This is a genomic window from Paenibacillus sp. PSB04, from assembly GCF_025809195.1.
Lineage (GTDB): Bacteria > Bacillota > Bacilli > Paenibacillales > Paenibacillaceae > Paenibacillus_AQ > Paenibacillus_AQ favisporus.
The window spans coordinates 5,632,658-5,657,155 of the sequence record NZ_CP081301.1; the positions used below are offsets into that span (position 1 = coordinate 5,632,658).

16 protein-coding genes are annotated in these 24,498 nt (G+C 53.9%); 2 read left to right on the plus strand and 14 right to left on the minus strand.

Features of this window, described 5'->3' with window-relative positions; genetic code table 11:
• Positions 1-188: 188 nt before the first annotated feature.
• From K2F33_RS25950 to K2F33_RS25960, 3 genes are all read right to left on the minus strand, one after another.
• Positions 189-1,277, minus strand: coding sequence for a dihydrodipicolinate synthase family protein (locus tag K2F33_RS25950; protein ID WP_263879593.1), 1,089 nt, complete (start codon positions 1,275-1,277; stop codon positions 189-191).
• A gap of 1 nt (position 1,278) precedes the next feature.
• A complete protein-coding gene (locus K2F33_RS25955; protein WP_263879594.1) occupies positions 1,279-2,295 on the minus strand; it encodes an NAD-dependent epimerase/dehydratase family protein in 1,017 nt (338 codons plus the stop codon).
• Between the two features lie 166 nt (positions 2,296-2,461).
• Positions 2,462-3,379, minus strand: a complete 918-nt coding sequence (locus tag K2F33_RS25960; protein WP_263879596.1) for an alpha/beta hydrolase — start codon at positions 3,377-3,379, stop codon at positions 2,462-2,464.
• A gap of 169 nt (positions 3,380-3,548) precedes the next feature.
• Here K2F33_RS25960 and K2F33_RS25965 point away from each other — a divergent pair, with 169 nt between their 5' ends.
• Entirely contained in the window at positions 3,549-4,094 is a 546-nt protein-coding gene (locus K2F33_RS25965; protein WP_263879597.1) for a TetR/AcrR family transcriptional regulator, read from the plus strand.
• A gap of 177 nt (positions 4,095-4,271) precedes the next feature.
• On the opposite strand, the gene K2F33_RS25970 is transcribed toward K2F33_RS25965, so the two are convergent.
• The 7 genes from K2F33_RS25970 to K2F33_RS26000 all read right to left on the minus strand — a co-directional run bounded on the left by K2F33_RS25970 (position 4,272) and on the right by K2F33_RS26000 (position 19,675).
• Positions 4,272-5,657 carry a hypothetical protein gene (locus tag K2F33_RS25970; RefSeq protein ID WP_263879599.1) on the minus strand — a complete coding sequence of 462 codons (1,386 nt, stop codon included), beginning with the start codon at positions 5,655-5,657 and terminating at the stop codon, positions 4,272-4,274.
• Between the two features lie 24 nt (positions 5,658-5,681).
• A complete protein-coding gene (locus K2F33_RS25975; protein WP_263879601.1) occupies positions 5,682-7,883 on the minus strand; it encodes a DEAD/DEAH box helicase in 2,202 nt (733 codons plus the stop codon).
• The gene (locus tag K2F33_RS25980; RefSeq protein WP_263879603.1) at positions 7,880-9,199 is read right to left on the minus strand and encodes an ATP-binding protein; all 1,320 of its coding nucleotides are present in this window, start codon (positions 9,197-9,199) and stop codon (positions 7,880-7,882) included. The genes K2F33_RS25975 and K2F33_RS25980 overlap by 4 nt, the downstream gene beginning before the upstream one ends.
• A 5-nt stretch (positions 9,200-9,204) precedes the next feature.
• On the minus strand, positions 9,205-10,926 hold the full coding sequence (locus K2F33_RS25985) for a TerB N-terminal domain-containing protein (protein ID WP_263879605.1): 1,722 nt from the start codon (positions 10,924-10,926) through the stop codon (positions 9,205-9,207).
• Positions 10,927-11,199: 273 nt separating this feature from the next.
• On the minus strand, positions 11,200-17,448 hold the full coding sequence (locus tag K2F33_RS25990; RefSeq protein WP_263879608.1) for an S-layer homology domain-containing protein: 6,249 nt from the start codon (positions 17,446-17,448) through the stop codon (positions 11,200-11,202).
• Between the two features lie 280 nt (positions 17,449-17,728).
• Entirely contained in the window at positions 17,729-18,787 is a 1,059-nt protein-coding gene (locus tag K2F33_RS25995; protein ID WP_263879610.1) for a Gfo/Idh/MocA family protein, read from the minus strand.
• Positions 18,788-18,799: 12 nt separating this feature from the next.
• The gene (locus K2F33_RS26000; RefSeq protein WP_263882449.1) at positions 18,800-19,675 is read right to left on the minus strand and encodes a sugar phosphate isomerase/epimerase family protein; all 876 of its coding nucleotides are present in this window, start codon (positions 19,673-19,675) and stop codon (positions 18,800-18,802) included.
• Positions 19,676-19,811: 136 nt separating this feature from the next.
• Here K2F33_RS26000 and K2F33_RS26005 point away from each other — a divergent pair, with 136 nt between their 5' ends.
• Complete coding sequence (locus K2F33_RS26005) at positions 19,812-20,699, plus strand: helix-turn-helix domain-containing protein (protein ID WP_263879612.1); 888 nt, start codon at positions 19,812-19,814, stop codon at positions 20,697-20,699.
• A gap of 219 nt (positions 20,700-20,918) precedes the next feature.
• Here the strand turns inward: K2F33_RS26005 and yjcZ are convergent, their stop codons facing one another.
• From yjcZ to K2F33_RS26025, 4 genes are all read right to left on the minus strand, one after another.
• Positions 20,919-21,032: a sporulation protein YjcZ gene (gene yjcZ, locus K2F33_RS26010; protein ID WP_084203718.1), complete on the minus strand. Its 114-nt coding sequence runs from the start codon at positions 21,030-21,032 to the stop codon at positions 20,919-20,921.
• A gap of 114 nt (positions 21,033-21,146) precedes the next feature.
• Complete coding sequence (locus K2F33_RS26015; protein WP_263882450.1) at positions 21,147-21,875, minus strand: ThuA domain-containing protein; 729 nt, start codon at positions 21,873-21,875, stop codon at positions 21,147-21,149.
• 53 nt (positions 21,876-21,928) lie between these two features.
• On the minus strand, positions 21,929-23,533 hold the full coding sequence (locus tag K2F33_RS26020) for an extracellular solute-binding protein (RefSeq protein ID WP_263879615.1): 1,605 nt from the start codon (positions 23,531-23,533) through the stop codon (positions 21,929-21,931).
• 40 nt (positions 23,534-23,573) lie between these two features.
• A complete protein-coding gene (locus K2F33_RS26025; protein WP_076169386.1) occupies positions 23,574-24,482 on the minus strand; it encodes a carbohydrate ABC transporter permease in 909 nt (302 codons plus the stop codon).
• Positions 24,483-24,498 lie beyond the last annotated feature (16 nt).

A 24,498-nucleotide genomic window follows, 5' to 3' on the forward strand; every position in this document is an offset into this window, starting at 1 on the left:
CCCATCATAAAAACGCTTCCACCTGCGGTAAACAGCGTGATTTCCTTGGGCTTGGAATTTACCGAACCACGAGCACCGAAATGGCTAAAAATGCTGCTGCATCAAGCTTTTGAGCGGTGTGGAAAATGCTAAATCGGTAGAAATATATCAAATTCTCCGCTTTCGGGATGTCAGGTTTTTATCATTTTCTACGCGTGATTGGATTTCGTTTCCAGCCACAGGTTCAGCTGCCCGCGGACAAAATCGTCGTCGTTCAAATGGGGATAATCCCGATATATCCGGTCGATTTCTTCCGCCTGCCCAGGAGAAAGCGTCTCTTCCGGATTCAGGCACCAGATCCCTCGCATCAGCCCCTGCCTCCGCAGCACTTCGTGAATGCCCGGAATACAACCGGCAAATTGGTGGGCGGGATCGAAAAATGCAGCATTGGTGTCGGTCACCTCCACATTCCGTCTCAGCCATTCTTCCGAAATGGTGCCTCCGCTGCGAGCCCGCTTGATTTCCTCCAGCAGCTCTACGGCTTTCCGCGTCCATACCGCCCAATGGCCGAGAAGTCCGCCGACAACCTTCTTCTCCACGAGCTCACCGTCCACCCGGAACCGGTAAGTCGTGAGTAGATCAACAATGATATTGTCGTCGTTGCCTGTGTACAGGGCGATTTCGTCGCGGCGGCTGGAATAACAGACGGCCCTGGCAACATCGAGGGTTTGATACCGGTTAAACGGCGCCATCTTGATGGCGACAACGTTGGGAATTTCGGCGAATTCCCGCCAGAAGTCAAAGCTGAAAATTCGCCCGCCCACGGAGGGCTGGAGATAGAAGCCGATGACGGGTATCCTTTGAGCTACTTCCCGTGTGCGCTGCAGCAGCTCTTCCTCGCTCCAATTCGCCAGTCCTCCCATGCTGAGCAGACCTGCATCATAGCCGAGCTTCCACGCGGTTTCCGCCTCCCTGAGCGCTTGGGCGGTCGGACCGCATATGCCAGCCACCAAAATGAAGGGGCGCTGCAGCTGTGCACGCTGGACCTCCTCGGCCGCCATCCGAAGGACAGGCTCGAACAAATCGACGCCGGGGTCCCGGATTTCAAACTGGGTGGAATGGACGCCTACGGCGATTCCTCCTGCGCCTGAATCTATATAGTAACGCGTCAATGCCCGCTGATGCCGCTCATCCAGCTTCCGGTTTTCATCCAGTGCCAGCGGGTGGGCCGGGATGACCAGGCCGTCGTGCAGCGCTGCGATTTGCTCTGCGGTTAGCGAATGCTCCGGATTTTTCATATCAGAACTTCCCCTTTCTTTCCTGAAAATGCGTAGGTTTGCTCCATGTCGCCCCGCCCTGCCGAACCCAGTCCGCGGTCCAGTCGATCATTTGCAGGAGGGATACCCGCGGATAGCCGAACAGCTGATGGGACTTCGACGCGTTGCTGAGCAGCGCAGTATCCGCCTCCGTCCCCGTAAACACCACTTCTTTGCCTAAACGGCGCGCCAACTCTTCCGCCGCCCAGCGGATCGACATCGTTTCCGGTCCCGTCACGTTGATGATCTGCGGCGGGTTGGCGCATTGGGTCAGGCAGCGCAGCGCCATTTCGTTCGCATCCCCCTGCCAAATGACATTGGCGTAGCCCATCGTCACATCGACCGGCCTTCCTTCGTTGACGGACTTCGCCAGCTCCAACAACACGCCGTACCGCATGTCGATCGCATAGTTCAGCCGGTAAATCGCCATCGGCGTACCATTCTGATGTGAGAAATACTCGAAGATCCGCTCCCTGCCGAGGCAGGACTGCGCATATTCTCCGACCGGTTCCGGTGGAGTATGCTCACTGGCTCCACCGCTGGCGACCGGGGTGAAGGGATACACGTTGCCGGAAGAAAACACAACGATCCTGGAATCGCGGTATTTCTCGGCGACCCTGCCGGGCAAATAGCTGTTCATCGCCCATGTAAAATACTCCCTTCCCGTCGTTCCGAATTTATGCCCGGCCATGAAAATGACGTTCGGCACGTCGGGCAGCTGCCGGAGCTCCTGATCATTCAGCAAATCGCACGAAATCGTAGTCACCCCGGCATCCTCCAGTTCCTTGCGGGTCTCTTCATTCGAGAAGCGCGATACCCCGATGACCTTCTTGTTCATGCCCCCCATTCGTATCGCATTCGCGGCCAGTCTGGCCAGACTCGGACCCATTTTGCCACCAACGCCCAGCACGAGAATATCCCCTTCGACAGACATGAGGTCGGCAATGAGCGCTTCCGACGGCTGGGCCAGCCGTGCTTCCAATTCAGCTACATTTTTCATCCTTGTTCTTCCTCCCATTCAATCGTTTTCCACTTCATCATAAAGACTCGGCCTATATAAAGACAAATCTTTTAATTGTCTTTAAATTAGCGGGATTTTGGCGCAAAATAAAAGCGATACAGGTTCATTGCCTGTACCGCTAAGGTTCTGAATATTTAGCTGTTTGCTAAAGATTTTCTTTATAGAAGGCACCTAATTTTTCAACGGCTTTATTCACTGGCTCTGGTCTGTCGTACAGGTCATAATGGCTTGCCCCTTCAATAACGAACAAATCTTTTTTCACTGAAGCTGCTCGGTTATAAAGCTCGTGGCCATCCTTATATGATCCAAACGCTCCTTGTACACCACCGACAATGATTTGCAAAGGTTGAGTCAGTAAAGTTTCTGCCAAATGGAAAGCATCAAAGGCAATGATTGAATCTACACTGGTGAATTTCAATTTGTTTGGAGAGTTAGGGCTCTGACCTCTTGGTGTTCTATAGTAATCAACCGCTTGTACAAGATCCAGTTCAGTCATTCCCGCTTCTTCTCTTTCAGCATGACTGTTAGGAATCCACTGAACAACCAGAGGCTCGGCTCCACGTGCTTCAGCCGTACGTTGCAGGGCAACCTGCTCTAACATTTGGATTGGATCGTTTTCACGATATCCTCGACCTATATTCGCAACGGAAACTGCGCCTACAGCTTTGATGCGCCGTTCTGTCATCGAAGCATTTACAGCATACCCGCCTCCTGCACAAATGCCTAACACGCCAATACGATCTTCATCGACATCATCCAGAGTCGTTAAGTAATCAACCGCAGACCGGATATCCTCAACACGTGAAGCCGGGTATTCAGCATAACGAGGCTCGCCATCGCTTTCTCCTTGATAGGATGCATCGAATACAATCGTTACGTACCCAAGCTCAGCAAGTTTCTCTGCATAAATGCCCGCCGTTTGTTCTTTACAGCTGCTGCCCGGATGAACGCAAACTATAGCTGGATTTTGTTTCTTGTCTTCAGCAAGTTCAGGTACATTTAAAATCGCGGCTATTTGCAGCCCATGTGCATGAAATTTCACATTCCTTTTGGTGACTGTCACCGTTAAAACCACCTTTATTCATGTTTAATATACACTTGTGCGTATTAATCACCTCGTGTATATTTACTTTAAAATAAGGGGTCTGTTGATTCAATGACCACATCGCGCAATATGCGTGCTAATACACAAGTTGTTTTTATTGTGTACTATCATCAAGGAGGACTGCTGCATGGTTAAAATAGATCGAAGAATTTTAAAGTCTCGGCAAGCTATTCAATCGACGTTTTTGCAAATGTTACTTCAGGAAGGGTTTGATGAGATTACGGTTAAAAAACTTACGGAAAAAGCTGACATTGGCCGAAAAACATTCTACCTGCATTATATTGATAAATATGATCTGTTAGACAAAATTGTGGACGACCATATAGCACAATTGCGAGTAATATGTGATCAAAAACAAGACATCGGGCTTATCGAAGGTTCGATATTATGGTTTTCTTATTTTGAGCAGCATAAACCATTTTTTGCAGCATTGTTTAAAAGTGAAGGTGCCTCAACATTTCGCAAAAAGCTATTGTCTTTTACTATGGCGGAGATAGACAAAAAACTTAATGAGGATTCGCTTCCGATTATTGATAAGCATATTTTTTTGAAGTTTTTAGGAACGGCAACCATGGGAGTATTGGAATTCTATGTATTAGGAGAATTAGATAGTGATATTGAAGCTGTAGCAACGCAAGTTGTGCAGCTATATAAAACGCAATTAATCGGCTAACAAGATCGTTCATATCGTCAAACACGATGCCCAGGCATCCCCAAAAAAAAGGAGAATCTTCTTTAAAAGATTCCCCGCAGATAAACATCATTTATCGTTCTGGTGTTCGTTAGGCATTCAATCTTCTTTCTCGTTTAGAGAAAGCTTATTGTTCTCATAACCATTTTCTGAAAAAATTCAATCAGGCGCGTCTCCTGCTTCAGGCGAAGTCCTGTCCAAACAGATAAACCTGAATATTTGCCGCGGCCGCCCGCGCGGCACCTTCTCCATGCCGGCAATGGCCACCAGCCCATGATCGATCCACTGCAGCAGCAGCCGATGCGCGCTCCGTACCGTAATGCCGAGCAATGACGCCAGCTCATGGACCTTATAATCGGTTTGGCCGTACTTGGCCCGGTTATGAAGCAGTCGGCTCAAATACGCGCTGGTCATGCCGGCATCCACCGCATGCTTCATCAGCTCCGCATCGGTGAAAGACAGCACCTCCCGGACCGGATCGGCCATTTCGAGCGGTCCGATCAGCGTCTCGTCCTCCCTGACGATAAAACAGGCATTCCCTCCTGCCTCCTTCGCCTTCCGCATCGCGGTTCGGGCATGGGTGCCGGCCAGACTGGCCGAACGGCCGAAGCCGATCCCGATGCTCAGCGAGATGCCGTGCGTCGTATTCACATCTTTGGCCAGCGGAATCGTCTTGTATCCGCCGCTTTCACGTTCGAAGATGCCCCGCGTCGTAAAAAATAGGTATTCGTCCCCGCCCTGGTGGGCCAGAAATCCGTCCAGCGATTCCACATAGTCGAGCACCATGCGGTGGATGTCCAGCTTCAGCTTCTGGACCTCATGCTCATTGCTCCGCTGCATGGCTGCGCGTTCGAAATGGTCGACGTTGATCATCCCGACGACGATTTGGGACTCTTTGCTGCGCCGGGTCTCCGTTGACAGAAGCGCCCGCTCGAGCGCGACGACGATGTCTTGATCGGAGGGAAGCAGCCACTCGGAAGGGATGCCCCTTTCCTCCAAGCGCTGAGCCACTGCCTGCTGTCCTGTAAAAACGACGGAGCATCCGCCGGACTCAAATCCGGCTTGATGGAATGCAATCAGCTTATCCGACGACGCATATACCGGGCCGTCATACACGTTCCACCGTTCATCCGTCATCCCTAAATCCCTGCACGCTCTGCGAACCATCGTTTCGGTGAGCGTATCCACCGAGATTCCCCGGTCAAGCAGGCCGCGCTGATGCGCCGCGAACAGCGCCTTATAGAGGCCCGCATCGGTTAACGGTACGTAATGGGCTGGAACGGTTACCCGTGGGTTTTCCTTGACCTTCCTATGAGACAACGGGTCGGACAGGAGCAGCACCTCCGTCTCACTGGCTAACCGTTCCGCCAGCATTGACGCCTCCGCCGCATCCTCAAATACCCGGGGAACGGCTTCAAAAGAAGGAAACGTCTCGATCACGCGCAGGATCTGTTCAACCAAACGTTTAGGCCCGATGATTCCGATCGGGATCTGATGAGCGGCCTGCAGACGTTGATAAAAATGATTCTCCTGGTTAGCTGGCAATTCTTGTCCCCCCGTTCGTATCCATTAGGAAGAAAACTCCGCTGGCTCTCCCAATATTCCTTCTCTCAGCCCTTTGAGGTCCAGCCCATCGACGACGAACGCGCGGCGAACCAGATCCGGAGCGACAAATTCATCGTACTTGCCGAGGTACGGGGCTTCTTCCGGAGCGAGGAGCTGTTCTTCGCCGCACCGGGAACATTCGGCCGCGATCTCCTGAATCAGCGTCCCGGCATCGCTGTTGCCGGCGACGACCATATAGTAAGGCTCCATCGGCACGATGGATCTCAGGGAGAGGCGATCCGCCAAGTGGTGCTTCAGCATCCGTTCCAGTGTGCGGAACTGCTTGCTGCCGACCCACGGCAGCACAAAGAGCGAATCGCCGCCGGCCGGAATGACGATATCGCGAAGCAGTCCGCTTTCTCTAGCCAGGCGCCGGGCTCGCTCCAAACGATTCACCGCCTGTGGCGACAAGTACGGATAAATCGCGGAATCGGCAAGCACTTCTCTCATTTTCCGCATCACTTTCGTGTGAATGTCGCCGCCCGATCCAAGCCACAATGTGTCCACCTTACCTTTGGCCGCCTTCACATACACAGCTTTGTGCTTGGTGTCCACCTCCACCACTTTCCACAGCTTCCCGGCCAAGGAGAAGCAATAACCGGGCGGCGGTACCGTCGTGATGGAGCCGATTTCCTCGGAGCCGTTATACACGACGTGGTCCTCGTCATCCTTAAACACCGCATAAAAACGGTAGTTATTCACGATCTTCTCCCCCGTCAGCCCGATGATGAGGGTCTGTTCTTCGGTCCATTGAATGTGGTCGGTCTGGATCAGGTAGCTGAGAAACACTTTGAACTCATCAGGTGTCACATGTGTAAACGAAGGAAGCGTAAGGACCGCACGCGCCAATTCGGCGGGTTCACATTCCCCCATGCTCTTCAGCATGCTCATTGTCTGATGGTACAGCGTCCCGACAGGCATCCGGCGGATATCATGAGGCTCCACCCATTTATAGCGCACATAGAGTTCAATGACCGCGATGGCCCGAAGCAGGGTCCAGGGCATTCTGGCCGGAAGCGGTGCTTCTTCATCTTCTTCCTCCTGTACGACAAACAGCATTTCCGAAGCGGAGTCGCCCCTGCGTCCGGACCGACCAAGCCGCTGGACAAAGCTGGAGGCGCTGTACGGCGCGCCGAGCTGTACCACCCGCTCCAGCTCTCCCAGGTCAATGCCCAGCTCCAGCGTCAGCGTTGCCGCCGCCACGGCCGGACCCGGCCCGATCTTCAGCGCGCTCTCGGCTTCCTCCCGCAGCATAGCTGAAATGCTGCCGTGATGCACATAAAAGACGTCCGGCTGGCTGCGTCTGGCCGCGACCCTGCGCATTTCCAGCGTCGTCAGCTCGGCATCGGACCGGCTGTTCGTAAAAATCAGCGTTTTCTTCAGGTGCGTCGTCTCGTAAATATACTCATAGTACGCTTTGCGTGCGTTTTGCAGCTGCTCCGCCTGCTCCTCGTCCCTCGCATCGGGAAACGAAAAATGGTCGACCCGAAGCCGCAGCTTGCGGCCGCCCGGCGATGTGACCACGGATACTTGCTCGGGACTGCCCGCACCGAGCCAGGCGGTCGCCGAATCGTAGTCGCTCAAAGTGGCGGATAAGCCCACTCGTCTAGGACGGCAGCCCGCCATCCGCTCTAACCTGGTGATCTGGCTCAGCACTTGAATCCCCCGGTCTGCGCCCATAAACGCATGAACCTCATCAATAATGATGTATCTGAGGTCCTGAAACAGCGCCGGGATCGCATTCGGACGGTTCATCAGCAGCCCTTCCAGCGACTCGGGGGTAATTTGCAGAATGCCCGAAGGATTTCGCATCAGCTTCGTTTTCTCCGCCTGAGATACGTCGCCGTGCCAATGCCATACCGGGATCCGCGATTCGATCAGCAGGTCCTTCATCCGCTCAAACTGGTCGTTAATGAGCGCCTTGAGTGGTCCAATGTACAAAATCCCCACAGATTTCGCCGGCCGCTCGTGCAGCTCGGACATGGCCGGAAAGAAGGCCGCCTCCGTCTTGCCGGAAGCCGTACCGGCCGCGATCAGCAGATGATTGCGCGTATCGAAGCAGATATTGAGCGCTTCGACCTGTGCCGGACGGAGCGTCTCCCACCTTTTTTTGTAAATATACTCCTGAATGAAAGGGGCCAGCTTGTAAAACGGGTTACCGCTCATAGCTCGAACTCCGCCAAAAAGTCGCTGACTTCGTCCGGATCGGCATCCGCCGGCTTCACGCTGCGCTCCCCGACCAGCTGCTCAAAGGTAATTCCCGGATTCTGATGCAGGGTATGAAGCAGATCCATATAATCGCGGATCACTTCGCGCGGGGTCAGCAGCTGATCCGCTCCGAGCCGGCCGGCCGCATTTTCCATAAACGTAATAATTTCTCCGCTGCCGACACCAGGCTCATATCCATAATGCATGGCATGAATCCGCGTCAGCTTTTCCAACAGGATGAAAATTTCTTCACTCGACAGCATCTCCAGCTTAATGATCGGTCCGGAGTAATTGGCGAAGCCGCTTCCCGCATACCGGCCTTCGATCAGGCGGGAGCGCAGCGCTTCGTAGCTGAAGAGTCCCCTGCGCTCATCTTCCACAAACTGGGGCGTTCCCCCGATAAAGATGCCGAGATGCTCGGCTTTCCCCTGCATCGTATCATTGAACATCGTCAGCAGCTTCTCATAGTTGCTCTGCCGGGAAACGCTGTTCGTAATTTTGTACAAATTGACCGCTTCGTCGATGAAGAGCAGCAGTCCTTTATATCCGATTTTTGCCGTAAACTCCGCCCACAGCTTCATGTAATCGTACCAGTTGTCGTCATCGATAATCACGCCCACCTCAAGCTCGCGCCGCGCTTCCGTCTTCGTCGGAATTTCACCGCGAAGCCAGCGCAGTGCCGCCTGCTTACGGTCGTCGTCCCCCAGCTTATAACCGTTCCAGTAGACGGACAGGACCTTGGCGAAATCAAACCCGTGCACCAGGCTCTGCATCTGCGAAGTCACCGTGAAAATCCGCTGCTCCACCTCTTCATGGAGTCCAGCGTCATTCGGACGGAGTCCCTTCTCCTGCATCGCGGACTGCTGCAGGCCGGCGATCCATTTCTGGAGGATAGCCTCCAAAGCTCCCCCGTCCGGCCGCGTGCGGGTAGATAAATGGGACATCAGCTCTCGGTACGTGGCCAATCCCTGGCCTTTCGTTCCAACCAGCCGCCTTTCCGGAGACAAATCGGCATCCGCCACGACAAAGTCGCGGTCCATGGCATAATTGCGGAAGGTCTGGAGCAGAAAGCTTTTTCCGCTGCCGTAACGGCCGGTAATAAATTTGAAGCCTGCTCCTCCTTCGGCGATGTTGTCCATATCCCTTAGAATGGCGTCCACTTCGGCCCGGCGTCCCACGGCGACATGCTCCAGCCCTACGCGGGGCACGACGCCCGCCGTCAATGAATTCACGAGCGCAGTGGTCAGCCTTTTGGGTATCTTCACTTCATTCATTCGTTTCATCCTTTCAAGTTCTCAAAGCAATCCATATATTCCTGGGCGATTCGGTCCCCGTCAATGACCAGGTCGCCGATCGTCTCCATGGCCAAGTCATTAATTTCATCGATGATCAAACCGGGCATCGTCCCGTGACGGTCAGCCACTTGGTTTAAGTCCGCATTCGGAGTCGATCCTGTCAAAACACGCAGCGCCTCCAACTGGTATGGTGCCAGCATCTCCGCAAAGCGGACCCATTCCTCATCCAGCTCGGAGGTGTCCCAAGCTACCGAGTCGGCATTCGTCGCTTCGACGGATTCTGAGGGCCCCGAATCAGTACTTGCTGCATGATTATCGTCTGCCAGAAGTTCCGGACTGTGATCCGTTTCCGTTATGGGGGCAGGTTCCTGATCGGAGCTTACATCTGTATCCAATACTTGGCCAGACCCCAACTCCAACCGGGGATCCGTCTCCGGAACACTTGCAGGTTCCCTAGACTCTTCAGATTGAAGAGCAACGACCGGATCGCTGATCGAACCTTCACCAGACGTATCCGAATGGACGGCGCTCGACTTATTTGCAGGGGCAACCGTTTCCTCGTCTTTCTCCTCTGTCGTGCCCGGTTCTTCAACGGTGAGCATGCTACGGACATATTCGGTGTCCTTCTGCAGTGAAGCGAGCTTGTCCGAATCGATCACAATCGCCGGTCTTTCCTCCTGGCGGCCGGTCAGCTCACGCTTCAGATAAAGCTCCACTAGACGCTCGACCGATGGTGCGATTTCTACACCTCTTAGACGTCCCTTAAATCCGCGGTGTTCCCGCAGCTTGTTTTCCGTGTACCGGATAATTTGCGTCACCCAGCTCCGCAGTGGAGCATGGTTGCGGATCGGAATGGTGGTCACCGGAAGTAGACGTCCATACAAACGGGCATCGTACACCGCTCTGTGGAACAAATACCTTTCAGTCGTTTTTGGCGGAATATCCGGTGCAAACAATTCCTTCCATTGATCGTTTTCCTTTTCGCGCAAATAACCGGCAGCCAGCGATACGATCCGCGGAATATGATAATCTAAATCCTCTTGGCCCGCTTCCACATAAAACCTGCTGTCCTGAACATCATAATCGCTTAAAATAAGCAGCAATTCCATCGGAATCTGCAGCAGTTTGTCTTGGAACAAACGAACGAGCTCCAAATCCATCAGCTCATGGGACAGCAAGCTTCCCGCCTTTTGCGTAATATGAACCAACGGAATATCAAGCTTGTGAATAAGCACAAAGTCGGCGGTCCATTCCTTTAAATAATGGTCCAGCCTGGGGAACTTGTCCCGATAAGCCGTCCAAATTTCATCCAGCAGCCTGTATCCTTCCCTGGGATCGGTCCATCCGACTTGATGAATCAGCTCATAAACGTATATGAAGACATAGGACAGATCCGTCTGATGATAACGACCCTGCCGCACTTCGCTCCTCCAGTAAAAATACCATTTCCGCTGAGCCTCGGTCATCTGCTGATAAGTCGCCCAATAGCTCATAAATGGAACAAATGGGGCCGGATCGCCAGCTTCATCCGCTCTTCCAAGCGCTTCCTCAGCAAAGGCCTGCTCCCGGCTCTCCATACTAAACGTTATGGATTTCGACGGAGTGATGGCCGCGGGGTCCCGGGCGGGAATGCGCATGCCTTCATCGGCATCTCCGCCCAGGTCGATTTCCGTAAATTCAATGGGTCCTCTTTCGTTATTGTTCACGTATATCCATCCCTAACCGGTGATTTCCAAACTAAATCCGAACCAGCCTATCTAGATTTGCAAGACTAACATCATGAATTAAAAATATTATATCATGGCAGCCCCGAAACTTTATGGAATTTCAATTTCATTGTATGTGTTGATTATAGAACGCACGTTCGCCGGTTTCAAGGCCGGAATCGAAACGCACGCAAGCCGGCGCCAAAATTTCTGGCGCCGGCTTGCGGCAGGCAGGAAGGCTTAACCGCCGCTTCCCCCCTCTTTTTAGACATGCTATTTTTGCGCGATGAGCGTGTACATCATTTTCGCTGTTTCTGCGCGGGTGACTTGACCCTGCGGATCGAACTTGCCGCCGCCTTTACCGTTCATCAGACCGAATTGACCGGCTTCCGTAACAGCCTGCTTCGCCCATCCGGATACGTTTTGCATATCGGCAAAGCTGCTGGATGCAGCCGATTCGCCGCTCCAGTTCACCGCTTTGGCCAGCTTCACCACGATGGACGCAGCTTCCTCGCGGCTGATCGGATCCTGAGGTCTGAATTTGCCGCCGCTTCCTTGGATGAGTCCGAGTTTTGCTGCCTCAGCCACCGCGCCGGCGTAATAGCTGTCCGCCGGGACATCCGTAAAGGCCGAACTTCCCGAAGCTTGCGAAGTGGTGCCCATCATTCGCATCGCCAGTGTGAGGAAATCCGCACGGCTGACGTTCAGCTTAGGCCCGAATCGGTTCTCGTCGATTCCGTTGACCAGATGTTTGGCGGCCAGCTTGCCGATGTATTCGTCCGCCCAGGAGCCGTTCACATCCGCAAATTGTTTATGATACTCAAGCACAGCGAACGGAGCAAGGTGATCTGCCGTAAAGCTGACCGTTCCACCGCTGAAATGCCCGCCAAGATATTTAGGCTGGCCGCTGCCCAGCTCATAAACCCCAGCGTAATCGGTATCCAGTTTTTGCAGCTGCTCAGGGGTTAGCTTACCCTCAACCGTCACGGGGCCGCTCAGATTCTGGATCTCGGATTCCGCCTGACCATTGACCTTGACCAGCTTAACTGTGTATACCGGTCCGGCAAGACTATAGTCGGATCGGGATCCCATGGCATCTCGTACAGCTTGGCTGGCTGTACTGTTCATCGTCGCATCCATACGCAGTACCAGCTGCTGTGCATCGGTCAGCGAGCCCGGCCACGATGCCGCAGGCACCGTAACCGTCATGTCAGGTCCGGCAACGATCAGCGACAAACCGTTTTGTTTGGCTTTGGCCACGCTGGCTGAAGGCAGGGACAAGGAAGCCGCCTGTTGTCCTTGGCCGTTCGCTCCGTCAAGCGTGATGACGATTTTGCCATTCGTACTTTCGGTCATTGCTTGGTCCAATGCCTTCACATCGGCTTGATAGCTTCCGTTCGTGCCCGGCTTCAGCACCACGGTTCCCTTATTGCCGCCTGTTCCCGGATTAGAAGGTGTTTCAGGGGAAGTGGCGTTTCCGTTACCCGGTTGTGACGGCGTTGTTCCGCCGCCATTTCCGCCACCGTTGCCTCCGCTGCCGCCCCCGTTGTTTCCTCCGTTGTTTCCTCCGTTACCGCCGCCAGGGTTGCCGGAATTGTTCTTCCCGGTATAGAAGCCCCAAATATCGGAGAGCGTGCTGCCGCTGTGCGCGTCTTCCGCTTTTACATACCACTGCTGGTAGCTGTCCGCAGGCAGCCCGTTCCATAAGGCAGATGCCTGGGACCCGCTGGCCACATCGCGGCTGCTTCCGATTTCGCTATCGGTGTACACTTTGACGCTGATGTAATCCGTCGCAACCTGCTTGGTTTTCGGCTGGAGATCCAGGGCCAGGTCAAACTCGTCTTTGCCCGGATTTTCCTGCGGATCATAGTAGTTATAATCGTTCAAATATGGCGAATACGTTTTGATGTGAAGCTTGTTGTTTTTCATATCGAACTGCATAAGACGGATGTAACCCAGCCCGCCCTCAGGCGCTCCCTGGTAATCGGCGAGCATCTGATAGACGTTGCGGTCCGGCAGGCCGTCGCCGTTGTCATCAATCTCATCCACCTTCAGCTCCGCGTCGTGATAATGCCCGGACAGCGCTGCGATGACGTTCTTGTTCGGCTTCACGACCTTTTCGAAAATTTGGTCCGCAATCGGTGCGCGGTTATTCGATACGAGCATGTACTCATGCAGGCACAGGATCGCTTTGCGTTCCGGATACTTGGACACCACTTCGTTCATCCATTCGATTTCGTCGTCCCCGAGACCCCAACCCATGTAGACGATGATAAAGTCGTTTCCGTTCGAAGATACCAGGTCGTAATGACCGCGGTTGTTGTCATAGGAGCCGGCAAACGTCGAATTGTTCTTGAACCGGTCTTCCCCAAAATACTCTTTGAACTTCGTATAATCGTTGTCCTGATGGCCCACGTCGTGGTTACCGGCCAGTACGCCGTAAGGAATGCCGGCATCCTCCAGCACCTTCATGTCCTTGTCGGCTTCGACCCACTGATACTCCTCATAGGACTTGTCGACGACGTCGCCCGTGTGAATGACGTATTGAATTTTCATCTTTTCCTTCTGGGCAGCGATCCAGTTGACGATATCCTGATAAATTTTTGGATAGCTCTGCGAATAGTACTGAGTGTCGGACATCCAGACGAACGAGAAGTCGTAAGGATCTTCCTGCTCCGGCGAAGGCTTGGTGCCTGCGGCCGCACCCTCCGCCGCCGCGATTTCGTCCTGTACCATGACGTCAATCGCTTGGCCGGACGCGTAATCTCCCGCCTGCACAGTTGCGTTCAGCTCAAAGTCTTCGGTTCCGGCGATCACATGATCAAGCTGGATCCATTTGCTCTGCGAAGGACTCCAGGCATACAGGCTGACCTTGCGGCCTTCGAGCGACTTTCCTTTCCAGTGGATATCCACGCGGTCCGTCGCTTTCACGGATGGGTCAAGCTTCACTTCGAATCGCTGGTAAGGGAACTTGTCTACCGACTCGTTCACCAAATATTTGCCGTCTTCCGCACTGATTTTGGCATAATCTCCCGGATTCATTTGCGTTTCGCCTGTAGGAGCCATTTCCTTCGGAGGCTCGGTCACCGACGCGTTCAAGTACCCTGTAAAGTCCTCCGTCCGGCTGCCGTCGTATTTATACCCCTTGTAAAAGAGCACATTCATCGGGTCCTGGCTCGGGTCCTGCACCTTGACGGTCAGATTGGCGCTGCTTCCCACGTTCGTCTGCCCTTGCTGCGGGCTGACCAGTTCCGGAGCCAGCGGATTCTCGTCCGGCACTATGAATTTTACGGTCCGTGTGGTTTCATTGCCCGCTTTGTCCACCGCATGTATGGTCAGCGAATGTTCTCCGCCTTTCAGCGATCCGGACGAAGTTTGATACGGAAGCTTGATGCTCTGATCGTCCAGCTTCACGTCAACCTTGTCCACACCCGCATAAGCGTCCTCGATTTCGGCATCCAGCGTAAACTCGCCGCGGTATTCCTTGCCGTTTTCGATCGATGGCTTGACCTCTGGAGGCGTATTATCCACGATGACGGTAGCCTTATATTCATCCGTTCCGTCCGTCACTTTGATTTCGTGCGGGCCGTCTGCCGCTTCGAGCGTGTTCCAGGCGTAAGCCTTGGACTTCAGCTGGTCGGCAGTCAGGTTAAACTTGAACCCAACAGACTCGTTTTTCGCGGCGGAATCCCCCATTTTGATCACTTGATCCTTAACGCTATAGGCCGGATCCCAGATTTCGGTTCCGTCCGCCAGCACGAGCCTTACGTTCTTGATCTCAAAATCGTCCTTGTTCTCTTCCGGACGGTCGTCAAACGGGCCCGTTTTGGAACCGGCGCGAACATAAATGATATTGTCCTCGTCCGCCTTGAGGCGATCGGCGCTGATCGGGAACGAAAGCGTCGTATACGTTGTGATCGGGTCCAGGAACGTATACAGGATCGATTTGTCTCCGAGCTCTGCCGGTCCCATCGTCACTGCATTTTTGAAGTAGTAGTCGACATTGACCGCATCGAAAACAAAGTAAGCGTCATGCTCAAGCTGGGTGAACGTGTTTCCAACCGCAACCGGTTTGCCGTCAATGCTCAGCTGCAGTCTGTCCGATCCTAGGGATTCGGCCGTGCCTTTAATGGTGCTTGTCCCCTTAATGATCTGTTGGTCCTTCACGTTCAACCGCAGTGGAGAAGAATCCGGCCCACCCGTAACGTCTACTTTGACCGGATCGGTTTTCGTTTCGTTTACGCCGTCCGACGCAGCAAAATAATATTCGATGTATTTTCGGCCGATCAATTCGGCAGAGGACAGCTTGTAGTGGTACATCGTATCGTTGAAGTCCTCGGACAGATTATGCAATGTATAATCGCTCTGCTTGTCGGAGCGCACGTATACCTGAACGGACCGGACTTCCTTGTCGTCCTGCGCATCGGCGATCAGCTCGAGGTTCTTCGACTGTTCGATTTCCTTAACCTTCGTTACATCTTCGATCGTCGGAGGATTGTTGTCCTCTTCCTGATGGACCGGCTCGCTTGGAACTTGAGAGGCCGCTACCGATCCTGGCGATGCCGCTTGTGTCCCGGTGCTTGCCTTGATCATCGTCGTGCTGCCGTTCTGTGGGTAAGCATAATGCAGCCCCATATTTTCCTTGGTTTCATCGCCTTTGGTGCCGTTCTCGTACAAGGTATCCGCGTCATAATAAGCCGCCGAAATTTCCTTGCCGGTATTCGTTTTAATGACAATCGCGCGGCGCCCGGAATTGGACATCCCGTCGCTCTGAATCATAAACAGGTTTTGGTTCTCTACCAGATTCGTTTTGTAGAAATCGTTGAATTGTTCCGCCGTGTATGACTGGTTGGCGCTGTTTTTGATCCAGAAAACGACCGTTCCCTTGGCTGGGATGACAAAGTCCTCCTTCGTCGACGGCCATACGACATCACCGGCCGCCCCTTTATCCGGGTAGCGGTAATACAGCTTATAGTTTTTAAAAGATACCGGCTGGTCCGTATTGTTGTACACCTCAATCGCTTCATATGCGTCTGTCGACGTCCCGGAAACGTTCGTAGTATTCGGGACAAGCTCCGTGACCAGCAGCGGAGGTGCCTTAGCCGGGTCAAATTCGGGCAGATTCACCTTGGCGGAGTATGCTTTCTCCGTCTGGTTGGCTGCGATGCGGTAATCGATTTGGGACTCAACCAGCGCCGCGGCTGGAATGGTCGCCTTATAGTCGCCCGTACCTTGAGCGTCCGCCATCGGGATCACCGTATATCTCGTTTGGCCAGGCGTTTTGTAGAGCAGCTGCACAGGAGCCGGAGTGCCGTCGCTGTTCTTGCCCGGATTCTCGACATGCGCCTGAATCTCGAGGTCCTGCACTTCGACGGACGTTGGCGGCGTATGGGTGATGACCGTCTCGCTTCCTTCCGGCACCTCGACCGGAACGAGCTGTGCGGAGTCCACCGTTCCCGGTGTCGCCGGGACTTGTCCGGAAGCAGGCATCACCGCCATTTGCACGCTGCCTTCCGCCGGGTGCTGAAACAGGATTCCCTGATTCATCTTGACGTGCTGGGCCTCATAAGATGCCGTCACAATGATGCTGCCTGTGCTATCCTTAATAGACAGTGTTCTGGCACTGCCATTGGCCATGCCACCGCCGCCGTTGATCCGGAACAGGTTCTGTCCCTCCACCAGTCTCGTTCCGTAATTTTCGTTAAACGCTTCCTCGGTCTCGGCTTTGTTGCTGTCGTTCATAATCCAGAATACTGCCGGGCTGTGCGCAGGAATGATCATATCCTCGCCGCTGACCGGCGTCCAGTTGTCTTTATTATTGTAAAAGAAAGAATAGTCCTTGAAATTGATGTTCTGGTCCGTGTTGTTATAAACTTCGACATATTCGTAAGCATCTGCTGAAACACCAGCCACGTTGGCTGTATCCGGAACCATCTCGGTAATCAGCAGCGGAAGCCCGGCCGCGGAAACATTCGCTACCGTATCCTGCCCTGTGCCTGATTCTGTTTCACTGCCCTTAATAGGCGCGCTATAAGCGATTGTCTGCAGCACCTTGGACTGCTCGTCCAGCAGTGTTATCGAATAATTCAGAATCGTGCCCTTTAGCGCTTCTGCTGGAATGATTGCGTTGTATGTATCCTGCTTGCCCTCGACCTGTACCAACGGTACCGATGCTTCGGTGTTCCCGTCCACCGCATAATTCACGACGCCTGACCAACCAGCCGCGGCTGTTCCTGTGATGACTGCGCTCACCGTGAAATCCTGATCGGCCGAAACTTCAGCAGGTGCCTGATGAGCGATCTGCAGCGCATTTTGCGTCTGCTGACCCTCCTGCGTGGTCTCCGTGTTCGTGCTGTTGTCTGCTGCGGGGACGGTGGGATCGTTCACCGGCTCCGCCGTAACGACAGGTGCCGTTTGATCGCCCAGGCCGTCTGCATAGCTGACGGGTGCTGCTGCGCTGATCAGCATACTGCCAAGCATCACGGCGGACACGCTGCGCTGCAGCTTACTAGTCCTCTTCAATGGGTAAGTCTCTCCTTCACTCATGAAATGTTGTCTGCATCCTGATGTATGCATACTTCAGTGTAGTGAGTTTTTATTTACGCCATGTCATTGGAATGTAAAGGGATCATTAATCTCATTAAATTTTCAGTAAAGTAAAGCGGTAAAGGTGAGGCTTACTCCACACTTGACGCAGCAAAAGAGGACTGCAGCAAAAGCCTGCAGTCCTTGTCACGTCATGCAACAGCAAACGAAATGGATGATAAACATTCATCCGCCTTGATAAGTTGGATTCAACGGGTTATGCCTGCACCGCAGGGCCTGCCTGCATCACTTCCCGGATCAGCACCTTGCTGCCCGTCTTGGCGCTTTCCAGCGCAGCCAGCACCATGGCCATGCTGTAGATGTTGTCGCTGCAGTCCGTTTCCGGCTTGCGCCCCGCTTCAAGCGCCGCGAACATTTCGTCCAGGCAGCCGTGATGAAACGTGTTGCGCATGGAGTCAAGCACGCCGGGCACGCGCGTATATTCGCGGATAAACTTGCCGTCCTGATCCCCTTCGGCTACGACTTCAGCATAAGGTTCGCCGTGCCCGTCCCAAACAGCCGTCCCCTTTTCTCCGGTGACACGCCAGGATGCTTCCCAGGATGTCGGCATCCCCTCGGCGCACCAGGAGCCGCGGTAGTTGAACACCGTGCCGTCGGACATCTCAAAGATACAGATGGCCATGGCATTCCCCTCATACCAGGATCCCGGAGGATTAAACTCGTGACAGTATACCGAGACCGGGTTCGCTCCCGTAATGAGGCGGGCCTGATCAAACGTATGGATTGCCATGTCCAGGAGCAGCGGGCTGGCCATCGCTTCCCGGAAGCCGCCGAAATGGGCGCCGATAAAGAAGTCTGCCCCGATAAATCCCGTCCGTCCGATCGTTCCCTCGGCAATCAGCTTGCGGAAGGCCCGGATGCGCGGGTCGTAACGACGATTCTGCATCACGGCATGCGTGCGCCCGGTCCGCGCCGATCTCCGGACAATGTCCAGACAGTCCTCCATCGTTTCAGCCAGCGGCTTCTCTGCAAATACGCCGCAGCCCAGCTCCAGGGCCGTCGCGCTCACACCATGATGGCTTGAAGGAATGGTCACGTCAAAAACGAGATTGGCTTCCGTTGCCTGAATCGCTTCCTTGACATCTGTAAATACCGGGCAGTTCAGCGACTTGCGCTCAGCCATCGCCAGCGCCGCTTCCTTTTTAATGTCCACCAATCCGACGATCTCGGTGTCTTCCCGCCCGGCCGCGTAATCGACCCAGGTATTCGCCATGCCGCCGCAGCCTGCGACGACGACTTTGTACTTCGCAGTCATCCGCTAGTCCTCCTACACCGGATTCGGGATGAATTCCCCGCCCCGGCACCGTTTTAAATAATTCAATGCGTGAACCTGGCCTGTCATCTCCAGTTCGCCCCTGTAAACCGGGTCATGCCAGCCTTCGATGTCGATCGTTCCCTGATATCCGTTCTGCCGCAAAATGGTGATGATGTCCGCCCAGTTGCTGTCGCCGAATCCCGGCGTCCGGTGCCAGACGAACGGCTGATTACCGTGAACGCCGTGCTCTCTGACGACATCCCATGCGATCGTGGCGTCTTTTCCATGCACATGGAACACTTTCGGGGCCCATTTGCGAAGCTGCGGGATCGGATCGATCAGGCTGACCATTTGGTGGCACGGCTCCCATTCCAGTCCGAGATTGTCCGCCGGCACAGCATTGAACATCATTTCCCAAGCAGCCGGACCATGGGCGATATTCCAGTCCCCGGTCTTCCAGGTGCCGTCCATGTCGCAGTTCTCAAATGCCAGTTTGACGCCTTGACCTGCCGCCCGCCGGGCCAGCTCTCCAAATACCTCTGCAAATTTCGGGATGGATTCGTCAATGGGGCGTCCCGTTAAACGGCCCGTGAAACCGGATACAATTTCAGTGCCGAACAAATGGGCATGATCGATCAGCCGCTCCCACGTCGCCAGCGTATCCTCATTGTTGCCTTCTCCAGTTAAAGGATTGCCGAACACACTGATGGCCGAAATGACAAAATCATGTTCATCCGCCAGCTCTCTCACTCGCGCAGCAAGCTCCTTCAGATCGGTGCCCCCCGAGGTTTGCCAAAAAGTCAGATTAAACGATTCAAAGCCGTGCTTGACGATCTGCGGGATCACCCGAACCGCGTCAGAGCCGCCGACCAGCGTTCCGATACGCATGAAATTGGTATCCAATATTGTGATCACTCCTATATTGACATATAGTATTCGTAACATCACCATTATAGCGGGGAGAACCGCCGTTTTCTCTAACCGATCTTGTTGAATACTAGTCTGATTTTGAGGGGGTGTGGAAATGACCTATCCCAGGGACCTATGGGAAGATACCGCGCTGGAGAATACCGCTTATCCGTTCCAGCTTTTTCAAAACCGCTGCCTTGCCGCCCGCGCCGGCCACTGTATTCTGTACCTGCACTGGCACGAGCATTTTGAGCTGCTTGTCATGAAGCGCGGCAGCGCCGTGTTCCATATCGACAGCCGCCCGTATGCTGCAGCTGAAGGGGATGTCCTCATCATTCCCGGCGGGAGCCTTCACGTAGGCTACTCCCTCGCCGAAGACGACGTCCATTATGACTGCATTGTCGTCAATGCTTCCCTGTTTAATGACTGGCTGCATGATCCTATACATATTCAATACGTCGCCCCCTATCTGGAAGGCAGGCTTCGGTTCCCTGTAAAAATAAGCTGTTTTGAAGAAGGGCATCCCGGTCATTTGGCCCACTTGGAGGAGATCATTCGGGAACTAAGCTCCAAGCCTCCGGCTTACCAGCTGACCGTGAAATCCAGACTGCATCTCTTCTTGACGCTGTTGGCCAGGGAGAATAATCCGAGCATGCTCGAAGCAGAGGCACATAACGCTTATTTTCCCAACCGGGAGAGGTTTAAACAGCTGATCCGGCATATCGAATCGAACTTTTCGGATAAAATGACCGTTGAGCAGGCGGCCAGGCAGGTCAGTCTGAATCCGTACTATTTCTGCAAGCTGTTCAAGCGGCTGACGGGCCGCACTTTTGTTGAATACGTTAACATTTGCAGAGTTAAGGAAGCCCGGCGGCTCCTGACCGAAACCAACGAATCCGTGACGGAAATCGCTTCGCTTGTAGGGCTTGACAATCCGAATTATTTTACGAAGCTCTATAAAAAGTACATGGGGACGACACCAACCAGGGAAAGAAAAAGCTGAATAGGATTGGCCCCGGTGCCAAAACTTCACTTGGTCCAAAGAAAACAGTTGCGATCCGTTTGCAAATTTACGTAATGAAGATCATGTAAACATCAGGCAATAACACAGGGTTGTTCGCACAGACTCACTTGTTATGTATACCCCACTTTTCTTCGGGCTTCCATTTCAGCCGCCGTACAAATGCAAAGGGCCTAGCTGATAGCTAAGCCCTTTGAGAGATTAATAGATAAATGCCTTGGTGATAATGACCAGGAGAATAAACAAAACGAGAATGGCAGCTACGCTGTTCCCCCACATTCCGCCGCCGTATCCAGCACCAGCTACTTCACTCATGTGCGAGTCCCTCCTTCGTATCGGAATACATCACATTCTATGATTTGATTCTGGGAGAGGAGCGGGCTAAGAGGAAGGTTCCCGCCAATATGTGCGGTTGTAATGCAGGGCAATTTATCCCTTAACCTGGATAGGCTCCAGCGGCGCCCGGTTGCCGTAGACCGGAGCCGCCGCCCCGCTGGGGACAGCCCACTGCACGGCGTTTGTGATGACCCGCTGAATTTCCTCGTTATGATAAGTCGGATAGGTTTCATGACCCGGACGGAAGTAGAAAATTTTGCCCCGGCCACGATAGAATACGGCTCCGCTGCGGAATACTTCTCCGCCCTCAAACCAGGACACGAACACCAGCTCATCGGGCGCCGGGATGTTAAAGTGCTCCCCGTACATCTCCTCTTTCGGCAGCTCAATATACTCTCCAAGCCCGGCGGCAATGGGATGACCCGGGTTAATGACCCAGATCCGTTCCTTGTCGTCCGCTTCGCGCCATTTCAGCTGCCCTGTCGGCGTTCCGAGCAGCCGCCCGAATATTTTGGAGGCATGGCCGGAGTGAAGCACGATGAGACCCATCCCGTCCATGACCCGGCGGTACACTTTGTCCACGACCGAATCCTGGACTTCATGGTGGGCAAGGTGACCCCACCAGACAAGCACATCCGTCTCCGCTAGTACCTCATCGGTCAATCCGTGCTCCGGTTCATCCAGCGTCGCCGTTGCAACGGTCAATCCGGCTTTCTCCAGAAATCCGGCGATCGTGCCATGGATGCCATCCGGATAAATCTCGCGGACGGCGGCATGCCGCTGCTCATGACGAAACTCATTCCAGACCGTAACTTTCATAATGTTCAGCACTCCTTCGAAAAGCCGATACCGACGGTCTGGATGCGTCCGGCGCGCTATTTTACGCTGTTATAACGCTCATAGGCATCCGTACGGATCGTCACCAGCCGTTCCAGACCCATCTCATTCAGCTTTTTAATGTAAGCGTCCCACTGCTCGTCGATACCGCCCTTTGTAATCCACTGTGCGCGGGTCGTCCGCACATACGTATCGATATCGGTCGTGAGCGTTGGCAGCTCCTGAAATTCCTCAGCGGTATACATGACATTCGGGAACGGGGTCGTAACGTAATCCTTGCCCAGCTTGTCGATGGTCAGCTTGAGGCCGTCCCCGTTGCTCGGGTCGAGGATAATATTTTTCTCAAAGCTCGGGCTCACGTATTTCGGGCCAAAATCACGAACGGAGGACTCCCAATACCACGCATCCGCACTGGTCCCTGCCGGCGGATTCATCAGGGCATAGGTGCCGTCGTCGTTCTTCTTAATGACGGTGTCGATGGCGCCCCAGAAGTTTTGGATGCTGGCTTCGTTCGTATAGAACTGGTCTGCCCAGCGCGCTGCCGCTTCCGGATATTTGCAAGTCGTGGTGATCAGCAGCTCGTTACGCCGGTAGCTGAGCCCGTTCGGATCGCCGACTTGATAACGCTTACCGTCCGGTCCGGATATCGTCGGAATGGTGACATATTCGTCCTTCCATTTGCCGAACACCGCATCCGGCGTCCACTGATGGGTGAAGCCGACCAGCGATACGTCCGGATTTTGCTGCTTGGCCGTCAGCATTGTGTTGTCCTGGGTAAACAGCTCCTGGTCGATCAGTCCTTCCGAGAACAGCTGATGCGCCCACTTGATCGCTTCCTTGTATTCTTCGGACGTCGGATAATACACCGGTTTGCTGTCTTTGATCATCATGCCGGTACCATTCAGGTCCGTAATGCCGAATGGATTGAGCAGGTCCATGCTGATGTCGCCGGATCCGCTGTACGGAATTTCGTCCTTTTTACCGTTTCCGTTCGGATCGTTTTCTTTAAAAGCCTTCAGCACTTGATGCAGCTCATCAATCGTCCCGGGAACCTGAAGACCAAGGCGGTCCAGCCAGGCTTTGTTGATGACCGGCTGATTCTGCGTCACCGGACGGGACGGCAGCCTTGCGGGCAGGGAGTACATTTTTCCGTCCGGGAAAGTGCTGAGCTTCTTCAGCTCCGGCGATTCCTCCATGGCCGCTTTCAAATTCGGCATGTACTTGTCAATATAATCGTCCAGCGGCTGGAAGAGGCTGAGATTATTCACGATGTCCGAGTCAGAGAAAGCGATGTCCCCAAAGACAATATCCGGCAGCGTGCCGCTGGCCAGCATGATCGATTTCTGCTCACCCCAATCGTTGGAAGACATGACCTGCCAGTTGATCTTGATATTTGTTTCTTTTTCCAAATTTTGCAGCCAGGTGTTCTTCGTGAATGTGTCGCCCATATTTCCCCACCGGACGGTCAGCACGTTCAGCGTAATCGGCTCCTTCACGATGGGAAGGCCTGTTTGATTGAAGCTGTCGCTGCTTTCGGCCGTTTTGCCGCCGGAGTCGCCGCCGCTGCACGCCGTCATACCGACCAGCAGCGTGGACACCAGCCCCAAGGTAACCAACAGTTTACCGGCTCTTTTTTTGCCCATTCCAGAAATCCCCCTAATATTTATTAAATGGCCTTGCCGTTTATTCCTTGACCGCTCCGATCATCACCCCTTGGTTGAAGTACTTTTGCACGAACGGGTACAGGCACATAATCGGGAGGGTCGATACGATAATGACCGAATATCGCATCATGTTCGCCAGCCGCAGCGCGATATTGGCCGCTTCCCCGCTGCCGAGGCTCGACTGCATTTGATTCGTGATCAGGATGTTTCTCAGAATTAACTGCAGCGGATACAAATTAGGATTTTTCAAATAAATCAAAGCATTAAAATAGGAGTTCCAGTAGCCGACGGCGATCCACAAAGCGAGCACGGAGATGACCGCCTTGGACAGCGGCAGCACGACCAGGACATAATAGCGCAAGTTGCCGCACCCGTCGATCTGGGCCGCCTCCCACAGGTCCCCCGGAATGCTGGTCTGGAAAAAGGTCCGCGCTACGATGATGTCGTAAACGACGACCGAAAATGGCAGCACCATTACCAGGAAAGTATTGTACATGTGAAAATCCCGGATAGTCAGGAAGGTCGGAATCAAGCCGCCGCTAAAAAACATCGTGAAAATAAAAAATAGGGAAATCGCCTTACGGCCGACCAGGTCTTTACGGGACAATGCATAAGCGGCCGATACGTTCACGATCAGACCGACCGCTGTGCCGACAACCGTGTAGAGAATGGTATTGCGGTATCCGATCCATATGTTCTCATGCTTCAGCAGCTCTTTGTAGCCGTCGAGTGTAAAGCCTCGCGGAAACAGCCATACCTGGCCGTTGCCCACGGCCGAGGGGTCGCTGAAGGAGGCGATGACGATAAAATACAGCGGATAGATGAGGACGATCAGCAGCAGCACCGCGACGATGTAGAGCAAAACTTCCAGAACGCGGTCGGATGACCGGCCGCCGGCCCTTCCGGTGGCGGTGCTTGCCGCCTGCATGGCTTCCACGGTGTTA

Bases quoted from the DNA above. Each gene is read 5' to 3' on its own strand.
- K2F33_RS25950 (WP_263879593.1), bottom strand. From the start codon at position 1,277: ATGAAAAATCCGGAGCATTCGCTAACCGCAGAGCAAATCGCAGCGCTG.
- K2F33_RS25955 (WP_263879594.1), bottom strand. From the start codon at position 2,295: ATGAAAAATGTAGCTGAATTGGAAGCACGGCTGGCCCAGCCGTCGGAA.
- K2F33_RS25965 (WP_263879597.1), top strand. From the start codon at position 3,549: ATGGTTAAAATAGATCGAAGAATTTTAAAGTCTCGGCAAGCTATTCAA.
- K2F33_RS25975 (WP_263879601.1), bottom strand. From the start codon at position 7,883: ATGAGCGGTAACCCGTTTTACAAGCTGGCCCCTTTCATTCAGGAGTAT.
- K2F33_RS25980 (WP_263879603.1), bottom strand. From the start codon at position 9,199: ATGAATGAAGTGAAGATACCCAAAAGGCTGACCACTGCGCTCGTGAAT.
- K2F33_RS25995 (WP_263879610.1), bottom strand. From the start codon at position 18,787: ATGACTGCGAAGTACAAAGTCGTCGTCGCAGGCTGCGGCGGCATGGCG.
- K2F33_RS26000 (WP_263882449.1), bottom strand. From the start codon at position 19,675: ATGCGTATCGGAACGCTGGTCGGCGGCTCTGACGCGGTTCGGGTGATC.
- K2F33_RS26005 (WP_263879612.1), top strand. From the start codon at position 19,812: ATGACCTATCCCAGGGACCTATGGGAAGATACCGCGCTGGAGAATACC.
- yjcZ (WP_084203718.1), bottom strand. From the start codon at position 21,032: ATGAGTGAAGTAGCTGGTGCTGGATACGGCGGCGGAATGTGGGGGAAC.
- K2F33_RS26020 (WP_263879615.1), bottom strand. From the start codon at position 23,533: ATGGGCAAAAAAAGAGCCGGTAAACTGTTGGTTACCTTGGGGCTGGTG.
- K2F33_RS26025 (WP_076169386.1), bottom strand. From the start codon at position 24,482: ATGCAGGCGGCAAGCACCGCCACCGGAAGGGCCGGCGGCCGGTCATCC.